The organism is Micromonospora sp. CA-244673, assembly GCF_050948395.1.
In the GTDB taxonomy this organism is placed as follows: Bacteria; Actinomycetota; Actinomycetes; order Mycobacteriales; family Micromonosporaceae; genus Micromonospora.
In genome coordinates this window covers 1,686,326-1,712,190 of record NZ_CP192019.1, presented here as the reverse complement: position 1 = coordinate 1,712,190, position 25,865 = coordinate 1,686,326, and the positions used below count along the sequence as shown (strand labels likewise).

At 74.2% G+C, this 25,865-nt stretch carries 27 protein-coding genes and 1 pseudogene; 11 read left to right on the top strand and 17 right to left on the bottom strand.

What is annotated here, in order from left to right:
* Positions 1 to 8: 8 nt before the first annotated feature.
* The 4 genes from ACQP12_RS08230 to dut form a co-directional block, all read right to left on the bottom strand.
* Entirely contained in the window at positions 9 to 683 is a 675-nt protein-coding gene (locus tag ACQP12_RS08230; protein ID WP_433286314.1) for a DUF3159 domain-containing protein, read from the bottom strand.
* On the bottom strand, positions 680 to 1,060 hold the full coding sequence (locus ACQP12_RS08225; protein ID WP_313722389.1) for an OB-fold nucleic acid binding domain-containing protein: 381 nt from the start codon (positions 1,058 to 1,060) through the stop codon (positions 680 to 682). Before ACQP12_RS08225 ends, ACQP12_RS08230 begins: the two co-directional genes overlap by 4 nt.
* A 253-nt stretch (positions 1,061 to 1,313) precedes the next feature.
* Entirely contained in the window at positions 1,314 to 1,967 is a 654-nt protein-coding gene (locus ACQP12_RS08220) for a DUF3710 domain-containing protein (protein WP_357942214.1), read from the bottom strand.
* A 25-nt stretch (positions 1,968 to 1,992) separates the two neighbouring features.
* On the bottom strand, positions 1,993 to 2,490 hold the full coding sequence (gene dut, locus ACQP12_RS08215) for a dUTP diphosphatase (protein ID WP_433286312.1): 498 nt from the start codon (positions 2,488 to 2,490) through the stop codon (positions 1,993 to 1,995).
* A gap of 86 nt (positions 2,491 to 2,576) precedes the next feature.
* Between dut and ACQP12_RS08210 the strand changes: the two genes are divergently transcribed.
* Positions 2,577 to 3,068: a DUF3093 domain-containing protein gene (locus ACQP12_RS08210; protein WP_357942212.1), complete on the top strand. Its 492-nt coding sequence runs from the start codon at positions 2,577 to 2,579 to the stop codon at positions 3,066 to 3,068.
* Positions 3,069 to 3,089: 21 nt separating this feature from the next.
* Here ACQP12_RS08210 and ACQP12_RS08205 read toward each other — a convergent pair whose 3' ends face one another.
* Positions 3,090 to 3,935 (bottom strand): hypothetical protein, encoded by an 846-nt coding sequence (locus ACQP12_RS08205; protein ID WP_433286310.1) that lies wholly within the window; start codon positions 3,933 to 3,935, stop codon positions 3,090 to 3,092.
* Between the two features lie 132 nt (positions 3,936 to 4,067).
* A complete protein-coding gene (locus tag ACQP12_RS08200; RefSeq protein ID WP_091269374.1) occupies positions 4,068 to 4,364 on the bottom strand; it encodes a DUF4193 domain-containing protein in 297 nt (98 codons plus the stop codon).
* Between the two features lie 436 nt (positions 4,365 to 4,800).
* On the opposite strand from ACQP12_RS08200, the gene ACQP12_RS08195 reads away from it, so the two are divergent.
* Positions 4,801 to 5,313 carry a LytR C-terminal domain-containing protein gene (locus tag ACQP12_RS08195; RefSeq protein ID WP_357942810.1) on the top strand — a complete coding sequence of 171 codons (513 nt, stop codon included), beginning with the start codon at positions 4,801 to 4,803 and terminating at the stop codon, positions 5,311 to 5,313.
* A gap of 64 nt (positions 5,314 to 5,377) precedes the next feature.
* On the opposite strand, the gene ACQP12_RS08190 is transcribed toward ACQP12_RS08195, so the two are convergent.
* Entirely contained in the window at positions 5,378 to 6,199 is an 822-nt protein-coding gene (locus ACQP12_RS08190) for an inositol monophosphatase family protein (RefSeq protein WP_433286308.1), read from the bottom strand.
* Between the two features lie 286 nt (positions 6,200 to 6,485).
* Here ACQP12_RS08190 and ACQP12_RS08185 point away from each other — a divergent pair, with 286 nt between their 5' ends.
* Entirely contained in the window at positions 6,486 to 8,096 is a 1,611-nt protein-coding gene (locus tag ACQP12_RS08185) for an RNA polymerase sigma factor (RefSeq protein WP_357942206.1), read from the top strand.
* A 245-nt stretch (positions 8,097 to 8,341) separates the two neighbouring features.
* Positions 8,342 to 8,575 carry a DUF7455 domain-containing protein gene (locus ACQP12_RS08180; protein WP_013284786.1) on the top strand — a complete coding sequence of 78 codons (234 nt, stop codon included), beginning with the start codon at positions 8,342 to 8,344 and terminating at the stop codon, positions 8,573 to 8,575.
* A gap of 197 nt (positions 8,576 to 8,772) precedes the next feature.
* On the opposite strand, the gene ACQP12_RS08175 is transcribed toward ACQP12_RS08180, so the two are convergent.
* The 3 genes from ACQP12_RS08175 to ACQP12_RS08165 form a co-directional block, all read right to left on the bottom strand.
* Positions 8,773 to 10,506: a DEAD/DEAH box helicase gene (locus ACQP12_RS08175; protein WP_433286305.1), complete on the bottom strand. Its 1,734-nt coding sequence runs from the start codon at positions 10,504 to 10,506 to the stop codon at positions 8,773 to 8,775.
* A 180-nt stretch (positions 10,507 to 10,686) separates the two neighbouring features.
* Positions 10,687 to 11,337, bottom strand: coding sequence for a trimeric intracellular cation channel family protein (locus ACQP12_RS08170; RefSeq protein WP_433286303.1), 651 nt, complete (start codon positions 11,335 to 11,337; stop codon positions 10,687 to 10,689).
* A 40-nt stretch (positions 11,338 to 11,377) separates the two neighbouring features.
* Positions 11,378 to 11,596: a DUF3039 domain-containing protein gene (locus ACQP12_RS08165; protein ID WP_088946800.1), complete on the bottom strand. Its 219-nt coding sequence runs from the start codon at positions 11,594 to 11,596 to the stop codon at positions 11,378 to 11,380.
* Positions 11,597 to 11,684: 88 nt separating this feature from the next.
* Here ACQP12_RS08165 and ACQP12_RS08160 point away from each other — a divergent pair, with 88 nt between their 5' ends.
* Positions 11,685 to 12,620 carry a pseudouridine-5'-phosphate glycosidase gene (locus tag ACQP12_RS08160; protein ID WP_433286300.1) on the top strand — a complete coding sequence of 312 codons (936 nt, stop codon included), beginning with the start codon at positions 11,685 to 11,687 and terminating at the stop codon, positions 12,618 to 12,620.
* Positions 12,617 to 13,513 (top strand): carbohydrate kinase family protein, encoded by an 897-nt coding sequence (locus ACQP12_RS08155; RefSeq protein ID WP_357942197.1) that lies wholly within the window; start codon positions 12,617 to 12,619, stop codon positions 13,511 to 13,513. The genes ACQP12_RS08160 and ACQP12_RS08155 overlap by 4 nt, the downstream gene beginning before the upstream one ends.
* Positions 13,514 to 13,549: 36 nt before the next feature.
* Here the strand turns inward: ACQP12_RS08155 and ACQP12_RS08150 are convergent, their stop codons facing one another.
* On the bottom strand, positions 13,550 to 13,906 hold the full coding sequence (locus ACQP12_RS08150; protein WP_357942195.1) for a DUF3099 domain-containing protein: 357 nt from the start codon (positions 13,904 to 13,906) through the stop codon (positions 13,550 to 13,552).
* A gap of 107 nt (positions 13,907 to 14,013) precedes the next feature.
* Here ACQP12_RS08150 and ACQP12_RS08145 point away from each other — a divergent pair, with 107 nt between their 5' ends.
* Both ACQP12_RS08145 and ACQP12_RS08140 read left to right on the top strand, forming a co-directional pair.
* Positions 14,014 to 14,325: a hypothetical protein gene (locus ACQP12_RS08145; RefSeq protein WP_212837393.1), complete on the top strand. Its 312-nt coding sequence runs from the start codon at positions 14,014 to 14,016 to the stop codon at positions 14,323 to 14,325.
* Positions 14,315 to 14,626, top strand: coding sequence for a hypothetical protein (locus tag ACQP12_RS08140; protein ID WP_357942193.1), 312 nt, complete (start codon positions 14,315 to 14,317; stop codon positions 14,624 to 14,626). Before ACQP12_RS08145 ends, ACQP12_RS08140 begins: the two co-directional genes overlap by 11 nt.
* A 3-nt stretch (positions 14,627 to 14,629) precedes the next feature.
* On the opposite strand, the gene ACQP12_RS08135 is transcribed toward ACQP12_RS08140, so the two are convergent.
* The 3 genes and pseudogenes from ACQP12_RS08135 to ACQP12_RS08125 all read right to left on the bottom strand — a co-directional run.
* Positions 14,630 to 15,862, bottom strand: a complete 1,233-nt coding sequence (locus tag ACQP12_RS08135; protein WP_433286297.1) for a low temperature requirement protein A — start codon at positions 15,860 to 15,862, stop codon at positions 14,630 to 14,632.
* 70 nt (positions 15,863 to 15,932) lie between these two features.
* Positions 15,933 to 16,508, bottom strand: coding sequence for an HhH-GPD-type base excision DNA repair protein (locus tag ACQP12_RS08130; protein WP_433286295.1), 576 nt, complete (start codon positions 16,506 to 16,508; stop codon positions 15,933 to 15,935).
* 122 nt (positions 16,509 to 16,630) lie between these two features.
* A pseudogene (locus ACQP12_RS08125) lies at positions 16,631 to 17,845 on the bottom strand (S8 family peptidase); the annotation flags it as partial.
* 184 nt (positions 17,846 to 18,029) lie between these two features.
* Between ACQP12_RS08125 and ACQP12_RS08120 the strand changes: the two are divergent.
* Together ACQP12_RS08120 and dtd are read left to right on the top strand one after the other, a co-directional pair.
* Positions 18,030 to 19,514, top strand: a complete 1,485-nt coding sequence (locus tag ACQP12_RS08120) for a DUF7059 domain-containing protein (RefSeq protein WP_433286293.1) — start codon at positions 18,030 to 18,032, stop codon at positions 19,512 to 19,514.
* A complete protein-coding gene (gene dtd / locus ACQP12_RS08115) occupies positions 19,514 to 19,936 on the top strand; it encodes a D-aminoacyl-tRNA deacylase (protein WP_433286291.1) in 423 nt (140 codons plus the stop codon). The genes ACQP12_RS08120 and dtd overlap by 1 nt, the downstream gene beginning before the upstream one ends.
* A 14-nt stretch (positions 19,937 to 19,950) precedes the next feature.
* Here the strand turns inward: dtd and ACQP12_RS08110 are convergent, their stop codons facing one another.
* Complete coding sequence (locus ACQP12_RS08110; protein WP_433289176.1) at positions 19,951 to 20,739, bottom strand: sporulation protein; 789 nt, start codon at positions 20,737 to 20,739, stop codon at positions 19,951 to 19,953.
* Positions 20,740 to 20,965: 226 nt separating this feature from the next.
* On the opposite strand from ACQP12_RS08110, the gene sigB reads away from it, so the two are divergent.
* Positions 20,966 to 21,952, top strand: a complete 987-nt coding sequence (gene sigB / locus ACQP12_RS08105; protein ID WP_433286289.1) for an RNA polymerase sigma factor SigB — start codon at positions 20,966 to 20,968, stop codon at positions 21,950 to 21,952.
* A gap of 140 nt (positions 21,953 to 22,092) precedes the next feature.
* On the opposite strand, the gene ACQP12_RS08100 is transcribed toward sigB, so the two are convergent.
* Positions 22,093 to 24,648, bottom strand: coding sequence for a GNAT family N-acetyltransferase (locus ACQP12_RS08100; protein ID WP_433286287.1), 2,556 nt, complete (start codon positions 24,646 to 24,648; stop codon positions 22,093 to 22,095).
* A 25-nt stretch (positions 24,649 to 24,673) separates the two neighbouring features.
* Positions 24,674 to 25,855 carry an acetoin utilization protein AcuC gene (locus tag ACQP12_RS08095; protein WP_357942177.1) on the bottom strand — a complete coding sequence of 394 codons (1,182 nt, stop codon included), beginning with the start codon at positions 25,853 to 25,855 and terminating at the stop codon, positions 24,674 to 24,676.
* Between the last annotated feature and the right edge of the window lie 10 nt (positions 25,856 to 25,865).

The window sequence follows — 25,865 nt, the reverse complement described above, 5'->3', positions numbered from 1 at the left end:
GGGGGGGCTCAGGCCCCCGGCAGCGGTTCCGGCGCGGGCTCCCGGGTCACCCGGCGCACCACCCAGACGGTGATCAGCAGCAGCAGCGCGTACGGGGGGTAGCCCAGGGCGAGCCGGGCCACGCCCAGCGCGGTGTCCTGGTGGGCCAGGTAGAGCCCGGCCTGCACGCCCACCTTGGCCAGCCACACCACGCCCCAGAGCACGGTGAGCTGGGTGAAGGTGCGCACCAGCTTCGGGTTGTCCCGCCACTCGGAGCGGCCCTTGGCCACCAGCACCGACCAGATCCAGCCGACCAGCGGCTGCCGGATCGCCGCCGAGAGCAGCAGGGCCAGGCCGTAGCCGATGCCGTAGAGGATGCCGGGCAGGTAGAAGTCGCGCTCATCGCCGGTGCGCCAGGCGATGGCCGCGCCGACGGCGATGCCGAACAGGCCGTTGACGGCGTGCCGCACCGGCCGGCGCTGGGCCAACCGCAGCCCGGCGATCAGCAGGGCCACCGCCACCGAGGCGATCACCGCGGGACGCAGGTCGCCCACCACGTTGGCGATCACGAAGACCACCACGGGGATGCTCGACTCGACCAGGCCCCGCCAGCCGCCGAGCTGGTCGGCCATCTGCTCGGCCATGCTGGGCAGCCGCTCGTCCTCCGGCCCGAGCTCCGGCTCGGTGTGCTGTCCGGTCGTCACTTCGGCGACTCCAGCTCGTAGTACGGGTTGTAGATCACCTTGCGGTCGTCCCGTACGGCCACGCGGCCGCGGGCGGTCAGGTGCCGGCCCGGCTCGATGCCGGCGATGTGCCGCCGGCCCAGCCAGACCAGGGTGACCACGTCGCTGCCGTCGTAGAGGTCGGCCTCCAGCGTGGGCAGGTTGGTCCGGGGCGTGTAGACCACGGTGCGCAGCCGGCCGGCCACCGAGACCACCTGGCCGCGCATGCACTGGTGGGCCGGCATGCCGCCGGACTCGGCGCTCTCCCGGCGCAGCTCCTGCGCCTCGATCTCGGCCTCGCTCGCGGTGAGCCGTTGCAGGAGCCGCCGCAGCGACACCCGGCTCTCGTCGGTCGTCATGACCTCCGCGTCACCTCTCCACCCCGGCCGGCCCGCGCCGGCTCCCTGGATCGGCCGGCCGCGCCGGCGCCGGCCCCGCAGGTGCGGAACCGTCCCGCCAGCGTACGCCGATCCGGGCCACCGGCGGGACTGGCGTCGGGGCGTACCGGCTGCGGTGGCCGGACGCGCGACGGGCCCGGTGTCGCCGGCGTCACGCCGACTCGACCGGGCCCGGATCGCGGTGCTCAGACCGCGCTGCCGCGGCGCGCTGGGCTCAGGCCTCGCGCTGCTGCGGCGCGCCCTCCTGCTCGGCCTGCTGTTCGGCCACCTCGCGGGGCAGCCGCAGCGGCAGCGGCTCGCGGACCGGCTTGGCCTCCTGGCCCCGGTCGACGGCCAGGCCGTCCAGGCAGGCCGCGAGAGGGCCGGCGGCGGCGGGATTGGTGGCCGCCTCGCCCTGGTAGACCCCGCGCACCATCCAGCGCGGCCCGTCGATGCCGACGAAGCGCAGGTCGGTGATGCCGTCCGGGGTGCGGACCCGGGCGCGCAGCTCGGTGCCGTACTCCCCCTCGACCTCCTGGGCGGCGGCGCCGTCGTTGAACAGCGACTGCCGGATCTCCTCGCGCACCTCGTCCCAGATGCCCTCGGAGCGGGGCGCCGCGAAGACGCCGAGCTGGAGGGCGTTGTCGCCGTGCACCAGCACCACCTGCTGGATCACACCCTGGGGGTCGGCCTGCACCCGCACCTCGACCTCGGGCACCGCCGGGATGTGCAGGCTGCCCAGGTCCAGCCGCGGCACGTCGGGCGCCTCGGCCAGGTCGTAGGGGCCGCGGGCCGGCGGCTGCGCGGTCTCGCCGGCGTCGAGGACCCCGGTGTCCCGCTCGTCACGCGCGTGCCGCGCGCCCTCGGCCCGCTTACGGGAGAAGATCACTGCGCCCACCCTCCGCTGTTCGCACTCACCCTGCCACCTCTTCCGTCCGCCCGCCCGCCGGAGCCGGGACCAGCCCGGCATGTCCGCCGGTGGAGCCGTGCCCGCCCGTCCCGCGCCGGGACGCGGGCAGCTCGACCACCGGCTGGAACTCGGCCCGGGCGACCCGCTGGACCACGAGCTGCGCGATCCGGTCGCCCCGGCTGATCTTCGCCGGCGTCTCCCGATCATGATTGATCAGGTTGACCAGGATCTCACCCCGGTAGCCGGCGTCGACCGTACCGGGCGCGTTGAGCACCGTCACGCCGAGCCTGGCCGCCAGCCCCGATCGGGGGTGCACCAGGCCGACGTACCCCTCCGGGAGGGCGACGGCGACGCCCGTCGGCACCAGGGCCCGCCCGCCGGGCGGCAGCTCCACGTCCGCGGCGGCCACCAGGTCCGCGCCCGCGTCGCCGGGATGGGCGTACGCCGGCAGCGGCAGTTCCGGGTCGAGCTGCCGCAGGGGCACGGGTACGACGTCTGTCACGGTCATCCTCTTCCGTCCGGTCCTTGCGGGGGTGACCCTGCCATCCTGCCGGTTCGGCGGCCACCCGCGCGCCGTACCCTCGGAGTGTGCGTCAGTCGTCATCCTCGGCCGCCCCGGTGGCCGCCGCTCCGGACTACTCGGAGCGCCTCCGGTTGCCCTGGTGGGCCTGGCCGATCGGCCTGGTCTTCGCCGGGCTGCTCGCCGCCGAGCTGTGGATGGGCGCGACCGGCGTCCGGGCCTGGCTGCCGTTCGTGCTGCTGCTCCCGGCGGCCGCGGCCACGCTGTGGTGGCTGGGCCGGATCCGGGTCACGGTGCGGGCCGGGGAGCTGCGGGTCGACGACGCGCACCTGCCGGTGCGCCACGTCGCGGACGCGGTACCGCTGGACGCGGCCGGCCGGCGCGAGGTGCTCGGCGTCGGCGCCGACCCGCTCGCCTTCGTGGTGCAGCGCCCCTGGGTCGGCGGCGCGGTGCAGGTGGTGCTGGACGACCCCGACGACCCCACCCCGTTCTGGGTGGTCAGCTCCCGCCGCCCGGTCGAGCTGGCCGCGGCCCTGATCGCCGCCCGCGACGCCGCCTGAGCCGCCCGGCGGCCCCCGGGCTCAGGAGTGCGTGCCGGGCAGCGCGCGGGCCTGGTGGCGGAGGTCCTTGCGGAGCTGGTCGCCGAGGGTGCGGGTGGCCCGCCGGTTGAGGTAGCCGGCCACGGCGGCGCCGGTCAGGAACGGGCCGAGCGTGGTGAGGTTGCGGCCGAAGCGGCGCAGCAGGCTGTCCCGCAGCTCGCGGCGGGCGGCGGTGCCCAGCACGGCGCTGACCCCGACCCCCGGCATCATCGGGTTGACCCCCCGCTGGGTGGCCCAGGACTGCACCAGCGACACGGCCCGCTGGGCGCCACCGGCGGGCAGCGGCAACCGGTGCACCTCGTTCAGCTCGCCGATCAGCTTCAGCTCGATCGCCACGACGGCGACCGTCTCGGCGGCCAGCAGCACCGGGGCGGAGAGCAGGGTCGGTGTGACGGCCCATTCGACCGCGGCCACGCCTCCGCCGGCCGCGCCGACACCGGCGGTGGCCCGGGAGGCGTTGCGGATCAGCCGGTCGGCGATGGCCTCGTCGTCCAGACCGGGGAAGTGCCTCCGGAGGGTGGCCAGGTCGCGGATCGGCACGTGCGGGGCGACCTCGGCGACGGTGTCCGCCATCCAGCGGACGGCGGCCTTCGGCTTGAACAGGTCGGTGAGGCCGCGGGCGCGGGCCTGGCCGACCAGCCGGGTGAGCAGCTGCCGGCGGCGGGCCGGTGGGAGATCGTCGGCGGTGAGCGCGGCGACGGTCGCGCCGAGCTGGTCGGCCTCCGCCCCGGGCGGGGCGGGGTCGGTGGAAGGCGTCTCCTCGGTCGGCCGGTCGGCGCCGCTGTCGTCGGCGCCCGGCCCGTCGGCCCGCTGGCTGCGCTCGCTCACCCGTCCGCCCTCCTGCTCCGCGCGGCGTCACCCCCGCCGGTACGAGTCAAGCAGCTTCCGGCCACCGCCGCACGGCGGCTCGATAAGCGGCGGCCCCGTCGAGGAGGCCGCCGCCGGTGTCTCGGGTCGGGGTCAGACGCACTCGCGGCAGATCAGCTCGCCGTTGCGCTCGACCGCCAGTTGGCTGCGGTGGTGGACCAGGAAGCAGCGGGCGCACCGGAACTCGTCCTGCTGCATCGGTAGCACCTTGACCGTGAGCTCCTCGTCGGCCAGGTCGGCGCCGGGCAGCTCGAAGCTCTCGGCCACCTCGGCCTCGTCGACGTCCACGGCGCCCGACTGTGTGTCGACGCGCCGGGCCTTGAGCTCTTCCAGGCTGTCCTCGCCGAGGTCGACCTCGTCGCGACGCGGAGCGTCGTAGTCGGTGGCCATCGGTTTCACTCTCCCATATCGATATGGTCGCTTCCGGTTGTAACGCCGGACGACGCTGTTTCGGTTCCGCTGGCCGGCCACCAAAATGTGTCGGTCACCCGACCCGACCGTCGTGGGCCGGGACCGCCAGGAAGGAACTCCCCCAGCGAGCGCGGAACCTTACCCCCCCTTTGGGCGAGGCATGTATACCGCCCTCGTGGCAGAGATGTACGCCCCTGCGCCCGAAGTTGTTCCCAATGTGACTCAGGCGACACGAAGATAGGGGTAGTAGTACCCGTTCCCCCGGTGGCGCGCCGGCATGTCGGACTGTTTCCACGCGACGGCCGGACAAGCGTTAACCTCAGCGGCGTACTCGACGGCCGGCGGGGCGGACCGACCGCCGGCGGCCGCCGCCACCCATCACCGTCCGGGAGCGCCCAGAATGAGTTTTGCGCGAGTGCGGGCACTCGTTGTCGTCGGACTGCTGGCGGTCATCGCCCTGGTCTTCGTCATCGTCACGCTGGTCCGCGACACCCAGGGCACGGCGGCCACCGCCGAGGACTGCCCCGAGGGTTGGCCGGTGGCCGACCTGCGCCTGCGCGAGCAGAAGGACGTGAAGATCAACGTCTACAACGGCACCGACGAGATCGGGCTGGCCGGCGGCGTCGCGGACGACTTCCGCAACCGCAAGTTCCAGGTCAAGAAGGAGGGCAACGCCCCCAAGGCCGTGGACGACGTGGCGGTGCTGCGGTACGGCCCCAAGGGCGTCGGCTCCGCGCACCTGCTGCGCGCCTACTTCCTCAACAACGCCAAGCTGGAACCCGACCTGAAGCGCAAGGACGACACGGTCGACGTGATCCTCGGCAACGGCTTCCAGCAGTTGGCCACCACCACCGAGGTCAACCAGTCCCTGGGCGACCTCGGCTCGCCGCAGGCGCCGACCGGCACCTGCCCGGGCCCGGTGAAGTAGCCGCCGTCGCGAAAAGGGTGGTCACCCCGGCGGGGCGGCCACCCTTTCGTATGCGTGGGACCGGTCACGGGCCGCCGGAGGCGTCCAGGGCGGCGAGCCGGGTGTGCAGCGGCTCGTACAGCGCCGGCGGCGCGGCGAGCACCAGGTCCGGACCGGGCGGCCGGCCGGACAGCCCGGTCACCAGCAGCCCGGCCTCCCGCGCGACCAGCCCGCCCGCGGCGAGGTCCCAGGCGGCCAGCCCCTTCTCGTAGTAGGCGTCCACCCGGCCCTCGGCGGCCAGGCAGAGGTCGAGCGCGGCGGCGCCCATCCGGCGGATGTCCCGCACCTGCGGGATCAGCTCGGCGACCACCCGGGCCTGGTGCGCCCGGCGCCCGGCGTCGTAGCCGAACCCGGTCGCGATCAGCGCCTGCCCGAGGTCGGTCTCGGCGGAGCAGCTCAGCCGCTGTCCGTCCCGCCACGCGCCGCCGCCCGCGGTGGCGGTCCACTCCTCGCCGGTGGCCACGTTGCGCACCACGCCGGCGACGACCTCGCCGGCCACCTCGGCGGCCAGGGACACCGCGCAGTACGGCAGCCCGTAGAGATAGTTGACGGTGCCGTCGATCGGGTCGACGACCCAGCGCACCCCGTCCTCGGCGGCCGGGCCGGTCTCCCCCGCGCCGTACTCCTCGCCCAGCACCGCGTCGCCGGGGCGCCGCGTCCGCAGCGCCTCCAGCACCTGCCGCTCCACGGCCCGGTCGGCGGCCGTGACCACGTCGGTGACGGTGCTCTTGGTCGCGGCGACCGACACCCCCTCGGCCCGCATCCGGTGCGCGGTGGCCGCGGCGTCGCGTGCCACCTCGACGGCGATCGTGAGCAGTTCCTGCGGCGTGGGCGCCGAGGCGATCATGTTCGTCCCCTTCCGGCACGATCCGGACCGGCCGGTTCGCGCGCGGGTATCATCCTTACAAAGTCCACAACTGCGCCTAATCGGTGGTCCATACGGCCGGTCCGCCGTGCGGCGCGGGATGATCGCGGCAGACGGCGTTACAATTCACCCTGCCCACGCGCCACGGACCGCCAGCGACCGCCCGGCCCGGGACACGGGGGTCCCTCAACGACATCGCCCGACACCGCGTTCCTTGCCGTGCCGGACGACCCGGCCGTGCTCGCTCTTCGCCTCCGGAAGGTCATTCGTGACAGAACCCCGCCAGCCCGGCGCCGACGTTCGCTCGCTCACCGACACCCTGATCGCCCACGCGCAGAGCGCCGGCGGCCAGCTCACGTCGGCCCAGCTCGCGCGCACCGTCGAGTCCGCTGAGGTGACCCCGGCCCAGGCCAAGAAGATCCTCCGTGCGCTCTCCGAGGCGGGCGTGACGGTGGTCGTGGACGGCTCCGCGAGCACCCGCCGCCGGGTGGCCGCCGCCCGGTCCGCGACCCCGGCCTCCCGGGCCACCACGGCCAAGACCACGAAGAAGGCCGCCGCGCCCGCCCCGAAGCAGGCCCCGGCCGCCGAGGAGTCCCCGGCTCCCGCACCGCGGAAGGCGACGGCACGCAAGGCGGCCGGCACCACCGCCGAGGTGGCCGCCAAGGCCGCCGCCCCGGCGAAGGCCACCAAGACCACCCGCGCCACCAAGGCCACCGTGGCCGCCAAGAACGCGGCGGCGAAGCCGGCCAAGGACGGCGCGAAGGGCGAGGGCGCCGAGGGCGAGATCTCGCCGGAGGAACTGGCCGCCGAGATCGAGGACGTGGTGGTCGAGGAGCCGGCCGAGCTGACCCAGGCCGCCGAGGCCGACGCGGCCAGCTCCGCCACGGACAACGACTTCGAGTGGGACGACGAGGAGTCCGAGGCGCTCAAGCAGGCGCGCCGGGACGCCGAGCTGACCGCCTCCGCCGACTCCGTGCGGGCGTACCTGAAGCAGATCGGCAAGGTGCCGCTGCTCAACGCCGAGCAGGAGGTCGAGCTCGCCAAGCGGATCGAGGCCGGCCTCTACGCCGCCGAGCGGCTGCGCGCCGCCGACGAGGGCGAGGAGAAGCTCACCCGCGACATGCAGCGCGACCTGATGTGGATCTCGCGCGACGGCGAGCGGGCCAAGAACCACCTGCTGGAGGCCAACCTCCGGCTGGTCGTCTCGCTGGCCAAGCGCTACACCGGTCGCGGCATGGCCTTCCTCGACCTCATCCAGGAGGGCAACCTCGGCCTGATCCGCGCGGTCGAGAAGTTCGACTACACCAAGGGCTACAAGTTCTCCACCTACGCCACCTGGTGGATCCGCCAGGCCATCACCCGCGCCATGGCCGACCAGGCCCGCACCATCCGCATCCCGGTGCACATGGTCGAGGTGATCAACAAGCTCGGTCGGATCCAGCGCGAGCTGCTCCAGGACCTGGGCCGCGAGCCCACCCCGGAGGAGCTGGCGAAGGAGATGGACATCACACCGGAGAAGGTGCTGGAGATCCAGCAGTACGCCCGGGAGCCCATCTCGCTCGACCAGACCATCGGTGACGAGGGTGACAGCCAGCTCGGTGACTTCATCGAGGACTCCGAGGCCGTCGTCGCGGTCGACGCGGTGTCGTTCTCGCTGCTGCAGGACCAGCTCCAGCAGGTCCTCCAGACGCTGTCCGAGCGCGAGGCGGGCGTGGTACGCCTGCGCTTCGGCCTCACCGACGGCCAGCCGCGCACCCTGGACGAGATCGGCCAGGTGTACGGGGTGACCCGGGAGCGCATCCGGCAGATCGAGTCCAAGACCATGTCCAAGTTGCGGCACCCCTCGCGTTCCCAGGTGCTCCGCGACTACCTGGACTGACCGGCACGCGTCAACCAGACGTGTCGGTTTGATCACCAGCCGTAGAACACTCAGCGGTGACCTCACGGTTGCCCGTTTGTGATCGTTGACGTGGCACCCTTGGTGCACGGCACACTGTCTTCCACGCCAGGTGTGACCTCCGTCCCCGACGGGCACACAGGGAAGGCAGGGCCCGAGAAGGGTGTTGCACGATAGGTGAGCAACCGAAGAGAGTGTTCATCGGTGACGACCAGAGGAGGAAGGCGATGACCCCGACCCTCACGCCGCCGCCCGAGACGGTGAGCCCCCCGGCCGCCGATGAACGGTGCGACCGCTGCAATGCTGCCGGCAAGCTCCGGATCACTCTGGCGGGTGGGAGTGAGCTGGTGTTCTGTGGGCACCACGCGAACAAGTACGCGGAGGATCTCGTGAAGATCACCGTGCGCTATGCGTCGGACCCGGAGTTCAGCTGGCGTGGCGCCGATCTGATGGCGAACTGAGTACGAGGAATCCGCAACGCGACATAAAGCCGGCCGGAGGTCCCTGGGGACCTCCGGCCGGCTTTTACGTACCCACCCACCCCACCCACCCGCCTCACCCCGTTGATCATGAAGTTGGCGGCAGTTTCAGAGATCCACATCGCCGCTGACCTCATGATCACCCGGACCGGGTGAGGGGGCGGGGAGGGCGGGGACGGTCAGAGGGTCTGGACCGTCGCGATCCGCTCTTCGAGTTGCTCGATGGTCGCCTGGGCGCTGGGCGGGCCGCCGCAGAGGCGGCGCAGCTCGGCGTGAATCTTGCCGTGCGGCAGGCCGGTGCGGTGGTGGCGGGCCGCCACCAGAGCGTTCAGCTGGCGCCGGAGGGCCACCCGACGCTGGGCGGCACTCATCGGGGGTGGGGCCGCCGACGGGGCCGCAGAGGCCGGCTCAGCGGTCCGCTGGGTGGCCCGGCGCCGCTGCGCGGCGAGCTGCTCGGCCTGCCGCTTGGTGAGCAGCATCGACACCTGGTCGGCGGTGAGGAGCCCGGGCAGGCCGAGGTATTCCTCCTCCTCCGGGGTGCCCGCCTGTGCGGCGGTGCCGAAGGAGGCGCCGTCGAAGATCACCTGGTCCAGCTCGGCGGTCGCGGAGAGCGCGGCGAACCGCTTCTCCAGCTCACCGCTGGCCTGGTCGTCCCGCTGGGCACGCTCCAGCAGGTCGTCGTCGAGGCCGTCGGAGTCCTTCGGCTTGCCCAGCACGTGGTCCCGCTCGGCCTCCATCTCGCTGGCCAGGCCGAGCAGGTGCGGCACGCTGGGCAGGAAGACCGAGGCGGTCTCGCCGGGCCGGCGGGCCCGGACGAACCGGCCGATGGCCTGCGCGAAGTAGAGCGGGGTGCTGGCGCTGGTCGCGTAGACGCCGACGGCCAGCCGGGGGATGTCGACGCCCTCGGACACCATCCGCACCGCGACGAGCCAGCGCTGTTCGGAGGCCGCGAACGTCGCGATCCGCGCGGAGGCGCCCTGGTCGTCGGAGAGCACCACGGCGGCCTTCTCACCGGTCACCTGCTCCAGCAGCTTGGCGTACGAGCGGGCCACCTGCTGGTCGCTGGCGATCACCAGACCGCCGGCGTCGGGCATGCCGTTGTTGCGCAGCACGGTGAGCCGGGCGTCGGCGGCCCGCAGCACCTGCGGCATCCAGTCGCCCGCCGGGTCCAGCGCGGTACGCCAGGCCTGCGCGATGAGGTCCTGGGTCATCGGCTCGCCCAACCGGGCGGCCAGCTCCTCGCCGGCGTTGGTGCGCCACCGGGTCTCCCCCGAGTACGCCAGGAAGAGCACCGGTCGGACCACGCCCTCGCGCAGCGCGTCGGAGTAGCCGTAGACCGAGTCGGCGCGGGAGCGGAGCAGCCCGTCCCCGCCCCGCTCGTAGCTGACGAACGGGATCGGGTTGTCGTCGGAGCGGAACGGCGTGCCGGTGAGCATCAGCCGGCGTACCGCGGGCTCGAAGGCCGCCTTGACGCCGTCGCCCCAGGTCCGCGAGTCACCGGCGTGGTGGATCTCGTCGAGGATCACCAGGGTGCGCCGGGTCATGGTGCGCCGCCGGTGCACCTGCGGCGCCATGCCGACCTGGGCGTACGTGACGACCGCGCCGTGGAAGTCGGCCGCGGAGTGCAGGTCGGCGTTGCGGAAGGCGGCGTCGAGCTGGATGCCGACCCGGGCGGCGGACTCGGCCCACTGGGTCTTCAGGTGCTCGGTCGGCGCGACCACGGTGACCGCCTCGACGGTGCCGTCGTTCAGCAGCTCGGCGGCGATCCGGAGGGCGAAGGTGGTCTTGCCGGCGCCGGGCGTGGCGACCGCCGTGAAGTCGTCGGTGCGGCGGCGCAGGTACTCCACCATCGCCTTGCGCTGCCAGGCACGCAGGGGCGGGAACGTGTCGAGCGCCGGCAACCGCGGTGGCACGCGTAGCTCCTCTCCGACCGCACGACGGCGGACCCCGGCTGAGGGCCACGGGTGCCGCCGCCCATGAAAAGGCCCTCGCGCATCCGGTGCCGCGAAGGCCGACTCAGCATAACCAGCGGGGGCGTTCCGCCCCACTCGACGCCACGCTGGTCACATCCGCCCACCCCGCCGCGGCCGGGCTCAGAGCTGTGGTCCCCGGGTGCCGGTGCGCGGCGGCCGCGTCGTCGGCACCGGGGCGGACCAGCGCCGCCGCAGCGACACCAGGCGCAGCGCGAAGACGAAGACGGCCGCGGCGGTCAGCGGCACCGCGGTCGCCGCGTCGTACGCCGACAGCAGCGCCACCGCGATCGACCCGGCGAGCGCGGCCACGGCGTAGATCTCCCGGCGCAGCACCACCGGGATCTCGCCGGTGAGCAGGTCGCGGCCCAGCCCGCCGCCGATCGCCGTGAGCACGCCGATCATGCAGGCGCCGACGGCCGGCACGTGGGCGTCGATGGCCTTGAGCGTGCCGGTGACGGTGAACAGGGCGAGACCGGCCGCGTCGAGCACCAGCACGGTGGTGCGCAGCCGGGCGAACTGGGGGTGCAGCCAGAAGACGGCGGCGGCGGTGACCGCCGCGGTGACCGCGTACCGCCAGTCGGCGAAGGCGAGCGGCGGCACCTCGTCGATGACCAGGTCGCGGAAGATCCCGCCGCCGAGGGCGGCGACGACGCCGACGAAGACCACCCCGAAGAGGTCGAGCCGTTTGGCCACCGCCGCGGAGGCGCCGGAGGCCGCGAAGACCGCCACGCCGGTGAGGTCGGCGAAGAGCAGGGCGGTGGAGGTGGTCACCGCCGCAGGTTACGCGGGCGGCCGGAACGGCCGCCCGGGATCACTCGCGGTACGAGTCGTAGATCTCCTTGCACTTCGGGCAGACCGGGGAACCGGGCTTGGCGGCCTTGGTGACCGGGAAGGTCTCGCCGCAGAGGGCCACCACGTAGGTGCCCATGACGGCACTCTCCGCGATCTTCTCCTTGCGGACGTAGTGGAACATCTCCGGGCCGGTGTCGGCGTCCTTCAGCTCGGGACGCTCGAGAACCTCTGTACTCACGACTACACCTCCAACGGTCCAGTTTTGCAGGTCGATCCGGCCCGGTCCACCTGGGCCCGCGCCGGAGGCGGCCCGTACCGTAGCCGAAGTGACCAACTTTCACATCAGTCTCGGCACCGAGGTGGCCGACGCCCTGCGCGACGGGCGTCCGGTCGTCGCCCTGGAGAGCACCATCGTCTCGCACGGCCTGCCCCGACCGGACAATCTTCGCGTCGCGCGTCAGATCGAGCAGGCGGTCCGGGACGCGGGAGCCGTTCCGGCCACCATCGGCATGGTCGCCGGTGAGCTGATCGTGGGGCTGGACGACGCCCAGCTCACCCGGCTCGCCACGGTCGACGGGGTGAGCAAGCTCTCGGTGCGTGACCTCGCCGTGGCGGCGGCCACCGGCGCGGACGGCGCCACCACGGTGGCGGCGACCAGCGCGGTGGCCGCGGCGGCCGGGATCGGCGTCTTCGCCACCGGCGGCCTGGGCGGGGTGCACCGGGAGGCCGCGCAGACCTTCGACGAGTCCGCCGACCTGGTCACCCTGGCCCGGACACCGATCGCGGTGGTCTGCGCCGGGGTGAAGTCGATCCTCGACGTGGGCGCCACCCTGGAACGGCTGGAGACCCTCGGGGTGAGCGTGGTGGGCTACCGCACCCGCCGCTTCCCCGGCTTCTACCTCACCGACGCAGGCCACGACCTGGACTGGTCGGTGGAGTCGCCGGAGCAGGCGGCCGACGTGCTGGCCGCCCGTCGGGAGCAGGGCGTGCACTCCGGCGGGCTGATCGTGGCGAACCCGCTGCCGGTGGACGAGCAGCTCGACCCCGCGCTGCACGACCGCACCCTGGCCACGGGGCTGGCCATGCTGGCCCGCGACGGCGTGACCGGCAAGGCGGTGACCCCGTTCCTGCTGGCCCACTTCCACTCCGCCACCGAGGGCGCCAGCCTGGCCGTGAACGTGCGGATCATCCTGCGCAACGCCGACCTGGCGGCCCGGATCGCGGTCGCCGCGGCGGCCCGCCCCACCGCCACCCCGGCATGAGCCCCGCCCCCCGCATCCTTGTCGTCGGCGACGTCATCACCGACGTGCTCGCGGTGCTGTCCGGTCCCCTCGCCACCGGCTCGGACACCGCGGCCGGGATCCGGTTCAGCGGCGGCGGCCAGGCGGCCAACACCGCGGCCTGGCTCGCCGGCCAGGGGGCGGCCGTCACGCTGGTCGCCGCGGTCGGCGACGACGAGACGGGCCGCGAGCGGGTCGCCGAACTGGAGCGGGTCGGGGTGACCTGTGCCGTGGAGCGCCACGAGGGCTACCCCACCGGCACGGTCATCGTGCTCACCCACGACGGGGAGCGGACCATGGTCAGCCAGCGCGGGGCGAACCTGCGGCTGACCAGCGGTCACGTCGACCGCACCGTCGCGGCGGCGCCCGACGCCGGGCATCTGCACCTGTCCGCGTACACCCTGCTGGACGTCGGGTCGCGCGGCGCGGGCCTGCGCGCGCTGGCCGCCGCCCGCGAGCGCGGGCTCACCACCAGCGTCGACGCGGCCTCCGCGGCCCCGCTGCGGCGGGTCGGGACCGCGTTCCTGACCTGGGTACGCGACGTCGACCTGCTGCTGGTCAACACAGACGAGGCGACGGTGCTGGCCGGCGGGCTGGACCCGGCGGCGCAGGCCCGGGCGCTGACCTCGGTGGCCCACCGGGTGGTGGTGAAGCGGGGCGCGGCCGGCGCGGTCTGGGTGGACCGGACCGGGCTGGTCGAGACGGCGCCGGCGCCCGGGGTGGCCGTGGTGGACGTGACCGGGGCGGGCGACGCCTTCGCCGCCGGCCTGCTCACCGCCTGGCTGGCCGGCGCGGATCCGCGCGCGGCGCTGGCCCGTGCCGGCGATCTGGGCGCGCTGGCGGTCACCACCGTCGGCGCGCGGCCCCAGCCCTGACGGCGGACCGGTCCGGGCGGCGAGCGCCCGGGCCGGTCACGGCTCGGCGTCGATGACCTTGTGCGGGCGTTCCTCGGCGGACAGCGCCATGGGCGGGGTGTCGTCGCGGTGGCGGGGCTGGAACCTGCCGGCCAGCCGGTGCTCCTCCTTGGGCGGGCGGTCGTTGGCCAGCAGCACGGCCAGCCACGGGATGAGCACCATCCCGAGGCCGCAGAGCGGCAGCCAGAGCCAGAGCAGCGGTGCATGCACGCCCATCAGAACCGCACCGATCACCAGGCACACGACCCGGATTCCCATCATCAGCACATAGCGCTTCTGCCGGCTGGTGAGCTGGTCGTCCTGGCTGCGCGAGGCGTCGGTGATCAGGATCGGCTGATACGCCTGACGCTTCACCACGGACCTCCTCGAGGGGATTACGACTCATCCTGTCACCCTCGACGGTTGATCGGCGAAAATCGTGACAAGGGCGGCGCGTGTTACGTGCGTGGTACGCTCGCCCCGTGGGCAACCGGTTCAGCTTCACCGACGAGGCGTTGGCCAACCTGCGGGTCTACGACGTCACGCCCGGGGAAGTCTGGGAGGCCCTGCACAGCACGCGGCGGGTCATCCGGCACCTCGGCGACGACGTCATGGTGGTCTACGCGACCGACCACCGGGGTCGACGCCTCGCGGTGCTGCTGGCCGAGGCCGACGGCAGCGACAACGACTGGGACATCCTCTCCGCCCGCGAACTGAGCGACGTCGAGGCCAAGCGCTACGACGACGCGGTGCGGAGGTCACGCCGACGAGGAGGCGGTCACGATGCACCGTAACGAGGCGACCAAGCGGTTCCACGACGGCAGCGACGCGCTCGCCGACCTGATCGACGAGACGCAGCCCGCGGAGCTGCCCACCCCCGACACCGACGTGCCGATGGTCAGCCGCTCGGTGCGCCTCCCGCTGGAGACGTACGAGCGGGTCCGGGCGGCCGCCGAGACGCGCGGCATCGGGGTGACCACGCTCATGCGCCAGTGGATCGAGGCGGGTCTTGCCGACCTCGACGACTCGGCCACGGTCTCCCTGGCCGACGTGCGCCGGGCCCTGGCCGCGCTGTCCCGACCCACCGCCGCCTGAGCGTCACGCCTCCGGGCCGCTGGTCTCCGGCCCCTTCCGCCCGAGCGGGGAGGCCGACATCTCCGGCGGGTGACCCCGGCTGCGCCGCGCGTCCGCCAGCGCCACCACGGCCAGCACGGCGGCCACCAGCGACAGGGCCCGCACGGCCGGTCCGTGCGCCAGCAGGGGCGCGAGCAGGAGCAGCGCGGCCGCGCCGAGTATCCGGGGCAGCGAGACGCGGGCGAAGATCTCGTACTCGAAGCGGGCCCGGCCGGCCAGGAAGAGCAGCGGCCCGCCCACCACGAAGAGCAGCAGGGCCGCGTCGGACCGGTGGAACGGATCGGCGATGGCCACCTCGTAGCCGACCGCCGCGGTGAGCACGCCGAGCACCAGGACCAGGTGGGTGATCGTGGCCGACGTGCCGAGCCGGCCCGGCACGGGCGCCAGCCGCAGCGCCTCGGCCAGCAGGTGCCCGGCCCGGTGGAAGTAGATCCGCCAGAGCAGCGCGGTGGTGACGAAGGCGACCGCGAAGGCGCCCGCGCCCTCCCCCGAGAATTTCTCGCCGCTGTAGGTCACCCCGATGACGAGGATGGACTCCCCGAGCGCGATGAGGAAGATCTGCTGGTAGCGCTCCGCCAGGTGCTCACCGGCGATCTGCCAGCCGCCGGTCGGCGCGGACCCGATCCGGGGCAGCGGCCACCCGGTGAACAGGGCGGCGTAGTCGACGGTCAGCGCGAGCGCCCAGAGCGGCAGGCGCATGTCGTCCGGGCCGAGCGCTCCGGCCAGCCAGAGCGGCGCGGTCGCCGCCGCCCAGGCGGCCAGCCGGAGCGGCACCAGCCGCCGCGGGTGGCCCCGCAGCGCGGCGGCGATGATGAGCGGCCGGCCGAGCATCACCGCCAGGTACGCGAGGGCGAACGGCAGCGCGCGCTCCTCCAGGGCCCGCGGCAGCGTCACCCCCATCACCAGGCTCGCGAACATGGTGCCGACCACGACGGCCTGGATGACCGTCTGCTCGGGCTCGTACCGGCTGGTCACCCAGACGGTGATCGTCCAGATCAGCCACAACACCAGGAAGAGCAGCACGGTACGGCCGACCGTGGCGGCCAGCGCCCACCCGGTGGCCGGCAGGCCGTTGATCAGCCGCTGGGAGACCCGGGTCAGCGCGAAGACGAAGACCAGGTCGAAGAAGAGCTCCAGGAAGGTGGCACGCGCGGCGCTCCCCGGCGGGCGCAGCAGCGCCGCGCCGCGTTCCTCCACCGTGTCACCCCCGTCCGCCGTCCTGGCTCCCAACGACCGGGGCGCCGCACCGGTTGCGCGGCGGGTCGCGTCAGCCCTTGGCGGCCTTCGCCTCCGCCTTCATCCGCTGCTTGAACTCCCGGACGCGGCGCAGCGACTCGGGATCGGTCACGTCGGCCACCGACCGGTACGCGTCGGCGTCGCCGTAACCGCCGGCCGCCTCGCGCCAGCCGTCCGGGGTGATCCCGAACCGCTTGCCCAGCAGGGCCACGAAGATCTGCGCCTTCTGCCGGCCGAAGCCGGGCAGCTCGCCGACCCGGCGCAACAGGTCCCGGCCGTCGGCCGCCTCCGACCAGAGCCGGGCCGGGTCGCCGTCGTAGCGCTCGACGAGGGCGCGGCAGACCTCCTGCACCCGGGCCGCCATGGCCTTGGGGAACCGGTGCAGGGCCGGCGGGGTGGCGAACAGCTCGACCAGGCCCTCCGGGGAGTACTCGGCCAGCTCCCGGGCGTCCGGCTCGTGGCCGAGCCGCTGCGCCAGCACGTACGGGGAGGAGAACGCCTTCTCCATCGGCACCTGCTGGTCCAGCACCATGCCGAGGAGCAGGGCCAGCGGGCTGCGCGCCAGCAGCTCGTTGGCCTGCGGGTCGATGGGCAGCGAGAGCGTCATGCCCCCATCCTGCCCCGCGTGCCGCCGCCTGCCACGCCGACTCCCCGCGGCGGGCGCGGCACGGCCCGATGGACAGGGGTGGGGTCCACCGGGCCGTGCCGCCGCGGGAGTCGTCAGTTGACGACGAAGAGCAGCCGGTTCGGCGAGCCCGAGCCGGGGTTGGTCACCTTGCCGGTGGTGGCGTTGGTGGTCAGGTAGCTGGTCACCTGCGCCGGGGTGTACGACGGGTTGGCGCCGAGCACCAGCGCCGCCGCGCCGGCCACGTGCGGCGACGCCATCGAGGTGCCGCTCAGCGTGCTGCTGGCGGTGTCGCTGGTCCGGTACGCGGAGACGATGCTCGACCCGGGGGCGAAGATGTCCACGCAGGAGCCGTAGTTGGAGAAGGACGAACGCGCGTCGCTGCTGGTGGTGGAGCCGACGGTGATCGCGGCCGCGGCGCGGGCCGGCGAGGAGTTGCAGGCGTTGGCGGTGGAGTTGCCGGCCGCGACCGCGTACGTGACGCCGGAGTTGACCGAGTTGGTCACCGCGTTGTCGATCGAGCTGCTGGCGCCGCCGCCGAGGCTCATGTTGGCCACGGCCGGCTTCACGGCGTTCGAGGTGACCCAGTTGATGCCGCTCACCACGCCGGTGGTGCTGCCACTGCCGGAGCAGTTGAGCACCTTGACCGCGACGAGGCGGACGCCCTTGGCCACGCCGTACCGGGTGCCGCCGACGGTGCCGGCGACGTGGGTGCCGTGGCCGTTGCAGTCGGTGTTGTTGCTGTCGACCGTGTTGGTGCCCCAGGTGGCCCGGCCACCGAAGTCGGTGTGGGTGGTCCGGATGCCGGTGTCGATGATGTACGCCCGGACGTTCGAGGCCGTGTTCGGGTAGGTGTAGCTGGCGTTCAGCGGCAGGTTGCGCTGGTCGATCCGGTCCAGGCCCCAGGACGGCGGGTTGGTCTGGGTGGCCTGGGTGGTGACCACCCGGTCCTGCTCGACGTACGCGACCGCCGGGTCGGCGGCCAGCCGGCGGGCCTGTGCGGGGCTCAGCTTCGCGCTGTAGCCGGTGAGGGCGGCGCTCCACACCGTGCCGACGCTGCCGCCGTAACGCTTGGCCAGGCCGGCGGCGCGGTCCGGTACGGCGGTGCGGGCGGCGAGGCTGTTCGCGGCCCCGACCGCGTCGCCCTTCAGCACCACGAGGTAGCTGCCGCTGATGGCGTCGGGGGCGGAGGCGTAGCGGACGTCGCCGGTGGGTGCGGCGAGGGCGGGGGTGGAGGCGGCGGCGGCGAGGGCCGCGGCGGCGGCCGTGACGGCGAGCGCGCGCAGCGCGCGTCGCCGGGGAACGGACACGTCGGACATCGTCTGGCTCCCTACCGGGCGCGCCCGGGCTCTCGGCCACCGGGACGCCCATCGGCGGATGTTGGGGCAGATGGTAGCCAGACATTGATGAACATGAAAGAGATAACAGCCGATACCCTGAGCTGGCGGTATGGATCTGCCGGGTGCCGGCCGGGAGAGCGGCCCGGGGAGGCAGGATGACGACGTGGACCGTCACGACATGCTGCTCTCCCCCGCCGGCGTCGACGCGCTGCGCACCGCGCTGACCCGGGCGCGCTTCACCGCCAACGGCATCGCCGACCGGCTGGGCGCGCAGGCCACCGGTGCGGTGGCCCGCAACGACTTCCGGGCCGCGCTGCGCGCCACCGAGGACCGCGACCCGCTCGCCACGCTCATCCGGGTCTACATCTGCGACCAGACCGAGCCGGAGCCGGCGGTGGCCGCCGCGCTCGCCCCGTTGACCGTCGAGGAGGCACTGGCCGGGGGCCTGGTCGAGCGGCACGGCGACGGCCTGCGCGCCGGGGTCGACCTGGAGCCGTACGGGGACGACTGGTTCGTGCTCGCCGACGTGCCGGCCAGCGCCCGCCCCGGCCGCCCGCTGCACGCCGAGCACGTGCTGGGCATCGGCGGAGCCACCCAGACGCTGATCGCCGCGACCGTGCGCCGGCCCGTGGACACCGCGCTGGACCTCGGCACCGGCTCGGGCGTCCAGGCCCTGCACCTGTCCACCCACGCCCGCCGGATCACCGCCACCGACGTCTCCGAACGGGCGCTGCGCTTCGCCGCCACCACCGCCGCCCTGAACGGGCAGAACTGGGAGCTGCTCCGCGGCGACCTGGTCGCCCCGGTGGCCGGCCGCCGGTTCGACCTGGTGGTCAGCAACCCGCCGTTCGTGGTCGGGCCCGGCACCACCACGCACGTCTACCGCGACTCCGGCCGGGTCGGCGACGCCATCGGCGCCGAGCTGGCCGCCGCCGCCCCGCGCCTGCTCACCGAGGGCGGGACGATGCAGTACCTGGCCAACTGGGTGCACGTCACCGGGGAGGACTGGGCCGAGCGGGTGACCGGCTGGTTCGCCGGCACCGGGCTGGACGCCTGGGTCATCCAGCGTGAGGTGGCCGACCCGATGGCGTACGTCAACCTGTGGCTCACCGACGTCGGCGAGACGGCCGACCCGCAGCGGATGGCGGCCTGGCTGGACTGGTTCGACGCGCACAAGGTGGAGGCGGTCGGGTTCGGCATCGTCTCGCTGCGCCGCGCCGGCCACGACGAGCCGGTCATCCGGGTGGAGGACCTGCGCCAGCGGGTGGAGCCGCCGCTGGGCGACCGGGTGGGCGAGTGGTTCGACCGCCAGGACTGGCTGCGCGCCCGGGACACCGACGGCCTGCTGGCCGCCCGCTACCGGGCCGCCGACGGGCTCCAGCTGCGCCAGGAGGCCACCATGGGCGCCGACGGCTGGGCCGTGGACCGGCAGGTCCTCGCCATGCCCCACGGGCTGCGCTGGTCCGAGGAGATCGACCCGCTGGTGCTCGCCCTGGTCGGCGGCGCGGACGGCCGGCTGCCGCTGCGCGACCAGCTCGCCCTGCTCGCCGCCGCGCACGACGTCGCGCCGGACGAGCTGGCCGAGGCGGCCGGGCCCATCGTGGCGCACCTGGTCGAGCGCGGCCTGATCGAGCCGGTGGCGGACTGATGCGGGCGGTGGTGCAGACGGTGGGCCAGGCCGCCGTGACGGTCGACGGCGAGGTGGTCGGTGCGATCAACGACGGGCTGCTGGTGCTGCTCGGCGTGACCCACACCGACACCCCGCAGGTGGCGGCCACCATGGCCCGCAAGGTCCACGAGCTGCGCATCCTGGACGACGAGCGCAGCGCCGCCGACACCGGGGCGCCGATCCTGGTGGTCAGCCAGTTCACCCTCTACGGCGACGCCCGCAAGGGCCGGCGGCCGAGCTGGACGGCCGCCGCCCCCGCGGAACTCGCGGAACCCCTGGTGGAGGCGGTGGTGCGAGAGCTACGCCAGCGCGGCGCCAAGGTCGAGACCGGTCGCTTCCGCACCCACATGCTGGTGGAGAGCGTCAACGTGGGCCCCCGCACCCTCCTCCTGGACCTGTAACTCGCCCCTGGCGATCAGAAGAAGTGGCCGCGGCGGGACAGCGACTGGCGCAGCCAGCCGTCGAGCTGGGCGGCCCAGTCGGTGCGGTCCGCCGTCGCGTGGTCGACCGTGAAGCGGCCGAACGCGTCGCGGCCCTCGGTGAACAGGCCGCCGCGCTTGTCCAGCTCCAGCACCACGTGCACCTGCTGCGGGTCGGTGACGAAGGTCAGTTCGAGCTGGTTCATCGCGCGTGCGTACTGCGGCGCCGGGTGGAACTCGATCTCCTGGTAGAACGGCAGGCTCTGCCGTACGCCGTAAAGGTGGCCGCGCTCGACGTCGGCCCGGGCGAACCGGAAACCCAACCGCAGCAACGCCTCCAGCAGCCGCTCCTGAGCGGGCAGCGGGTGCACCGCCACGGCGTCCAGGTCGCCCTTGTCGACGGCCCGCGCCACCTCCAGCTCGGTGCGCAGCCCCATGGTCATCCCGTGCAGGTGCTGGCCGTAGAGGTCGGTGAGCGGGGTCTCCCAGGGCACCTGGAAGCGGAACGGCACCTCGTACCGCTGCCCCGGGTCCAGCCGGAACGGGCCGGCCACCTGGGCGCGGCCGAACTCCTGCGTGGTGTCGTACTCCGAGTCGCCGCTCTCCACCTCGACCCGGGTGACCAGGCCGAGCGCGACGTAGCTCACATCCACCGGGTGGTCCCCGCCGACCACCTGGATGCGGCCCTCCACCTGCCCGCCGGGACGGCAGTTCGGGTTGGCCAGGACCGTCTCCACCGACGGTCCACCCACACCCATCGCCTGCATGAGCCGCTTGAAGACCACCACGTCCTCCGATCGCCTGTGCGTCGCCGCGCCTCGCTGGCCGGCCGCTGGCACGGTAACCGGGCCCGGCAAGGCACAGCCGCTGTTCCGCCCGGATTGCTGTCGGGTCCCCGATCGCCTCACTCCCGTTTCACGCCCCGCCCGCCAAGCTGTTCCTCACCGGCACCACTGCGGCAACGGACGGCACGGAACCGGTACGGCACGACGGACACGGGGAGAAATCGAGATGGCCCAGCAGATGATCGAGCACCAGGACATGGACGTCACCCTGACGGACCTGGACGCCACCGACGAGCGCGGCGTCTCCACGGATCTGGTCCGGGCGTACCTGAACGGCATCGGCCGCACCAAGCTGCTCACCGCGGCGCAGGAGGTGGAGCTGAGCAAGCGGATCGAGGCCGGCCTCTTCGCCGAGGAGAAGCTCTCCACCTGCACCCCCGTCTCGGGCGAGCTGCGCGCCGACCTGGAGCTGATCGCGGCCGAGGGCCGCGCCGCCAAGGACCACCTGCTGGAGGCGAACCTGCGGCTGGTGGTGAGCATCGCCAAGCGCTACACCGGCCGCGGCATGGCCTTCCTCGACCTCATCCAGGAGGGCAACCTCGGCCTGATCCGCGCGGTCGAGAAGTTCGACTACACCAAGGGCTACAAGTTCTCCACCTACGCCACCTGGTGGATCCGCCAGGCCATCACCCGCGCCATGGCCGACCAGGCCCGCACCATCCGCATCCCGGTGCACATGGTCGAGCAGGTCAACCGGATGGTCCGGGTCCGCCGCGAGCTGGCGGTCACGCTGGGCCGGGAACCCACCGTCGCCGAGGTGGCCATCGCGTTGGAGGTCCCGGAGTACCAGGTGATCGAGCTGATCTCGTACGACCGTGAGCCGGTGAGTCTGGACCAGACGGTCGGCGAGGACGGCGAGAGCGCGCTGGGCGACTTCGTGGCCGCCGTGGACCCCAACGCCGACCCGGGTGACGCCGCCGGCGACGGCGAACTCCGCAACGAGGTGCGCATCGTGCTGGCCACCCTCTCCCAGCGGGAGCAGGCGGTCATCCGGCTGCGGTTCGGCCTGGACGACGGCCGGCAGCGCACCCTCGACGAGGTGGGCCGCGAGTTCGGGCTGTCCCGGGAGCGGATCCGGCAGATCGAGAAGGTGACGCTGCTGAAGCTGCGTGACCCGGAGCGGGCCAACCGGCTGGAGGCGTACGCCTGCTGATCCTGACCGACCCGACAGGCCCCGGCGGTGCGCCGGGGCCTGTCGCGCGTGAAGCGGCGGCCCCCGGCGGTCACCCTGGGACGATGAACCCGGACGGCAACGCCTGGGCGGTGCAGCAGATCTCCAGCCGGGGCTGAGCCTCACAGCCGGCGCGGGCCGGTGTCCGGGCGGGGCGCCTCGGCGCCGGTGCGGACGGTGGCGTGCAGCACCGCGAGGCCGTCCGGCCGGGCCAGCACCGGGTTGAGGGTGAGCGACCGGACGCGGGGCTGCTCGTCGGCGAGCCGCCCGACCCGCAGCAGCAGGTCGACCAGGGCGGCCCGGTCCACCGGCGCGGCGCCCCGGTGGCCGCGCAGCAGCGGCGCGGCCCGGGGCTCGTCGACCAGCTCGGCGGCGTCCCGGTCGGTCAGCGGCACCGCCCGCCACGCCCGGTCGCCGAGCAGTTCGGTGGCCACGCCGCCCAGGCCGAAGCCGACCACCGGCCCGAACGCCGGGTCCTCCACCAGCTCCACCACGCAGGCCACCCCGGGCGGGACCATCGGCTGGACCAGCACGTCCGCGCCGAAGACCGGGGCCATCTCGGCGTACGCGCGGCGCAGCGCGGCGGCGTCGGCCAGGTCGAGCCGGACCGCGCCCAGGTCGAGGCGGTGCCGCAGTCCGGAGGCGGCCGCCTTCAGTGCGACGGGCCACCCGAGCCGCTCCGCCGCCGCCACCGCCTCCTCGGCCGAGTGCGCCGGCGCCGACTCCACCACGTCGATCCCGTAAGCCCGCAGCAGCGCCGCCGGATCGGCGCCGTCCGGGCGCAGCGCGGCCTGACCGGCCACCCGGTCCAGCCGGTCCAGCTCGGGCAGCGTGCCGGGCGGGCGGCGCAGCCAGTCGGCGTACGTGGTGACCCGGGCCAGGGCCCGGACGGCCTCCTCCACGCTCGGGTACGCGGGCACCCCGGCGGGCACCCGGCCGGCGAGGAAGGTGGCCACCACGGGCTTGCCGGTGGCCCGCGCGTCGGGCAGGGCGGCGGTGAAGTCGGCCTCCGGGTCGGTGAGCTGGCCGGGCAGCGGCGGGGCGAACACCGCCACCACGGCGTCCACCCGCTCGTCGGCGGCGGACGCCGCGAGCGCGGCGGCGTACCGCGCGGCGGTGGCCCGGGGGCCCACGTCGTGCGGGTAGCCGTCGGCCACGGTGAGGCCCTGGGCCGCGCAGGCCGTGGCGGCCAGCCCGGTCAGCGCGGAGGAGTTGCCGACCACGGCGACCCGCCGGCCGGCCGGCAGCGGCTGGTGGGCCAGGAGCACGCCGACGTCGAGCAGCTCGGCGACGGTGTCCACCCGGATCACACCGGACTGGGCGAACAGGGCGCTCACCGCGGCGGCGTCCAGGGCCGGCGCGTCGCCGACCCCCGGCGGGCGGGCCAGCGAGGCGAGCGCCACCACCGGCTTGCTCCGGCCGATCCGCCGGGCCAGCCGGGCGAACTTGCGCGGGTTGCCGAACGTCTCCAGGTAGAGCGTGATGACGTCGGTGCCCGGATCGTCCTGCCAGTACTGGAGCAGGTCGTTGCCGGAGACGTCGGCCCGGTTGCCGGCGGAGACGAAGCTGGACAGGCCGAGCCCCCGCCGGGACGCCTCGGCGAGCAGGGCCACGCCGAACGCGCCGGACTGGCTGAACACGCCGACACGGCCGGGGGCGGGCAGCACCGGGGCGAGGGTGGCGTTGAGGCGTACCGCGGGGTCGGTGTTGGCGACGCCCAGGCAGTTCGGGCCGACCACCCGCATGCCGGCCAGGTGGGCGGCGCGGACCAGGGCGCGCTGGGCGGCCGCCCCCGCCGGGCCGGACTCGGCGAACCCGGCGGAGATCACCACCAGCCCGTGCGCGCCGGCCCGCGCGGCGTCGGCGACCACCCCGGTCACCGCCTCGGGGGCCACGGCCACCACGGCCAGGTCGACGTCCTCGCCGGCGTCGACCGCCGACGGGTACGCGGGCAGCCCCGCCACGGTCGCCGCGGTCGGGTGCACGGGGACGATCGCGCCGGTGAACCCGCCGTCGCGCAGGTGCCCGAGCAGGGCCGCGCCGACGCCCTGGCCGGTGGTGCTGGCGCCGTAGACGGCGATGCCGCGCGGGGCGAGCAGCCGGGCGATCGAGCGGGACTCCGTGCGGTGCTCCCGGCCGCGCTGCACCTCCAGGGTCGCCTCGGTGGGGGCGATCGGGAAGTTCAGGTGCACCACGCCGTCGGCGAACTGGCGCTGGACCTGGTAACCGAAGTCGGAGAACACCCGCAGCATCGTCCCGTTGGCCGGCAGCACCTCGGCGACGAAGTGCACGATGCCGTAGCGCCGGGCCGCGTCGGCCAGGTGCTCCAGCAGCACCGAGCCGATGCCCCGGCCCTGGTACGCGTCCTCCACCACGAACGCCACCTCGGCCTCCGGCGAGCCGGGACCGAGCCGCTCGTACCGGCCGACGGCGACGATCAGATCGCCGGCCAGCACCACGAACGCCTCCCGGTCGCGGTGGTCGACGTTCACGAACCGCTGCAGGTCCCGCTCGGGGATGCGCGGGTACGGCGAGAAGTAGCGCAGGTAGCGGGTGCGCTCGGAGAAGCGCGAGTGCATGGCCACGATGGCCGCGGCGTCGTCCGGGCGGATCTGCCGCAGCTGCACGGTCGTGCCGTCGCTGAGCAGCACGTCCACCGGTTGCTCGACGGTGGTCACCGGTCGGTCCTCCCCCACCGCCGGATCAGTCGCGCGGGTCGTGCGGGTCGAGCCCGTGCAGCGGGAAGACCGCCTTGCGGGTCGCCGCGATGGCCCGGTCCACGGCGGTCGGCTCGCCGCTCGGCTGCCACGGCTCGTACGACGGGTCGACGTCGTCGGTCATCCGCAGCGGGATCTCGTGCCCGGGCCGCCGTCGCGCCGCCAGCTCCCGCCAGCCCGGCGGGGTGAGGGTGGCCGGGTCCAGCGGCTCCCCGGTGGCCACCGCGAGCAGGTGCGTCCAGGCCCGCGGCACGACCTCGACCAGCGCGTACCCGCCGCCGCCGGTGGCCACCCAGCGGCCGTCGCAGAGCTCGTCGGCGAGCGCGCGCAGCGCCCGGTAGGTGGCCCGCTGCCCGTCGACGGAGAGGTGCAGGTCGGCCAGGGGATCCAGCCGGTGCCCGTCCGCCCCGCACTGGCTGACGAGCACCTGCGGCCGGAACCGCCGCAGCACCGACGGCACGATCGCGTGGAACGCCCGCTGCCAGCCCGGGTCGCCGACCCCCGGCGGCAGCGGCACGTTGACCGCCGACCCCTCCGCGCCCGGGCCGCCCGTCTCGTCGGGGAACCCGGTGCCGGGGAAGAGCGCGAGCGGCGTCTCGTGCAGGCTGACCGTGAGCACCCGCGGGTCCCGGTAGAAGATCTCCTGCACCCCGTCGCCGTGGTGCACGTCCACGTCCACGTACGCGATGCGCTCCGCGCCCAGGTCGAGCAGGCGGGCGATGGCCACCGCCGGGTCGTTGTAGACGCAGAACCCGGAGGCCCGGGCCGGCATGGCGTGGTGCAGCCCGCCGGCCACGTTGACCGCCCGCCGGGCCTCGCCGCGCCAGACCGCCTCGGCGGCGGCCACGCTCGCCCCGGCGATCAGGGCGCTCGACTCGTGCATGCCGTCGAAGACGGGGTTGTCCGAGGTGCCGAGGCCGAAGCCGGCGAAGAGAGGGTCGCGGGGCGCGGCCCGCACGGCCTCCAGGTAGCGCGGGTCGTGCACCCGGGTCAGCAGCGCGTCGTCGGCCGGCTCCGGCTTCACGAGCCGGACCCCGGGCCGGTCCAGCACCCCCAGCTCGCGGGCGAGCGCCATGGTCAGCTCGACCCGCACCGGGTCGAGGGGATGGTCACCCATGTCGTACCCGAGCAGGGCCTCGTCCCACACCACCACCGTGTCGTCGGCCATGGGGCCATCG

Coding starts and splice junctions, on each gene's coding strand:
- ACQP12_RS08180 (WP_013284786.1), top strand. CDS start 8,342: ATGACCCCGACCCTCACGCCGCCGCCCGAGACGGTGAGCCCCCCGGCC.
- ACQP12_RS08190 (WP_433286308.1), bottom strand. CDS start 6,199: ATGATCGCCTCGGCGCCCACGCCGCAGGAACTGCTCACGATCGCCGTC.
- ACQP12_RS08200 (WP_091269374.1), bottom strand. CDS start 4,364: ATGGCCACCGACTACGACGCTCCGCGTCGCGACGAGGTCGACCTCGGC.
- ACQP12_RS08140 (WP_357942193.1), top strand. CDS start 14,315: ATGCACCGTAACGAGGCGACCAAGCGGTTCCACGACGGCAGCGACGCG.
- ACQP12_RS08155 (WP_357942197.1), top strand. CDS start 12,617: ATGAGCCCCGCCCCCCGCATCCTTGTCGTCGGCGACGTCATCACCGAC.
- ACQP12_RS08130 (WP_433286295.1), bottom strand. CDS start 16,508: ATGACGCTCTCGCTGCCCATCGACCCGCAGGCCAACGAGCTGCTGGCG.
- dtd (WP_433286291.1), top strand. CDS start 19,514: ATGCGGGCGGTGGTGCAGACGGTGGGCCAGGCCGCCGTGACGGTCGAC.
- ACQP12_RS08095 (WP_357942177.1), bottom strand. CDS start 25,855: ATGGCCGACGACACGGTGGTGGTGTGGGACGAGGCCCTGCTCGGGTAC.
- ACQP12_RS08225 (WP_313722389.1), bottom strand. CDS start 1,060: ATGACGACCGACGAGAGCCGGGTGTCGCTGCGGCGGCTCCTGCAACGG.
- sigB (WP_433286289.1), top strand. CDS start 20,966: ATGGCCCAGCAGATGATCGAGCACCAGGACATGGACGTCACCCTGACG.